Below are 1,261 nucleotides of genomic sequence, written 5' to 3'. Positions count from 1 at the left end.
GAGGCACACGACATCAAGCTACCTGTAGGTGTAGAACCATTAAGCTTTTGCCATTGGCAATTCCCTGCCGAAATATTAGCTGAGCCATTCTGTACTGTAACGGCATCTGCAAAAGATGAACTAATATTAGAAAACGAGTTGTTCTCTAACTTAAACTTGACCTTTTGGCTATTATTGAAGTTAACGCCTCCAATATAAGAGCCCTCAAAACCTGCCGCCGTTACCGCTACACTTTGTGCTTTATTACTCCCTACATCGGGTAAGCAAGACCATTGGTGCACCCCTGAAACTATGCCCAGATACATCTCTAGACATTTCTTATCGGTATTGTAAATCATAGTGCCTTCTTCTACATTATTAAAAGTAGAACGCTCCGAAGTAGTGAATTTTGGAAAAATAACGCCCTGAGGAGTACCCGCAGGTAAAAGATCAAGAGCTTTTCTAGAAATGTCCAAAGTGGCTTTAGGCTCTGATGTTCCTATCCCCATATATCCTATTCTGTTGATGATTAAATGATCCCCGTTTGCTGACCAAAACCTAAAATCTCCATTTCTTTTTACGCTGAATTCTATTCTTTTACTAAAATCATTAGGATGTAAGGCAATACCACCACCATCGGTATTAGTAGAGTTAATAATTAGCGGAAACCAGCTATTAGCCGAGATTTCTAATCTAGCATTGTTATCAATTGGGGTTTGGGTTCCCATTCCCACCCATCCGTTGTCTTTTACTGTTACCAAGTTGGTATCAGCATTATTACGGATATTAAAGGAATGGGTATTTACGGTTTCACCCTTTCCTTTTACATCTAAAGTGGCTCTCGGCTCAGTAGTGTTGATGCCCACTCTGCCACTGTAATCTTGGGCGTTCAGCACCAAAGGCAGAAACACCGCGCATAATAAGTTTTTTTTCATAAAATGTATAGTTTATATGTTTAAAGTTCAAAGTTTATAGATGCTATATTTAGATGTTAGACTTAAGGGTTGAGGTGATACTAAGTTCTAAACTCTTATATCTCACCTGTAACCTAAAAAAACACCTTCCCCCTCTTAACACACACAAAACAAGGAGGAAGGCTAAGGCAGAAAGGACATAATATCCTTCCTGTAAGCTAGAAGCTCCTAACAAAAACAACAAATTAAACTTATGAAATAAGGAGACTTCTAGCGGTTTATGAAAACAAAACTTAAAGTGTGCTAAACACGAAATGCCTCCAACGAATGTTGGCGGAACATTATTTATAATTAACGATAAGAATCTA

2 pseudogenes are annotated in these 1,261 nt (G+C 38.5%); both read right to left on the bottom strand.

From position 1 onward, the window contains the following. Positions 1-914: pseudogene (locus tag GXW81_RS10615) on the bottom strand (hypothetical protein); the annotation flags it as partial. Positions 915-963: 49 nt separating this feature from the next. After that, positions 964-1,261 (bottom strand): annotated as a pseudogene (locus GXW81_RS10405) (hypothetical protein); the annotation flags it as partial.

This window comes from Riemerella anatipestifer, from assembly GCF_009932355.1.
GTDB lineage: Bacteria > Bacteroidota > Bacteroidia > Flavobacteriales > Weeksellaceae > Riemerella > Riemerella anatipestifer_E.
This window is presented reverse-complemented; position numbering and strand designations above follow the sequence as displayed.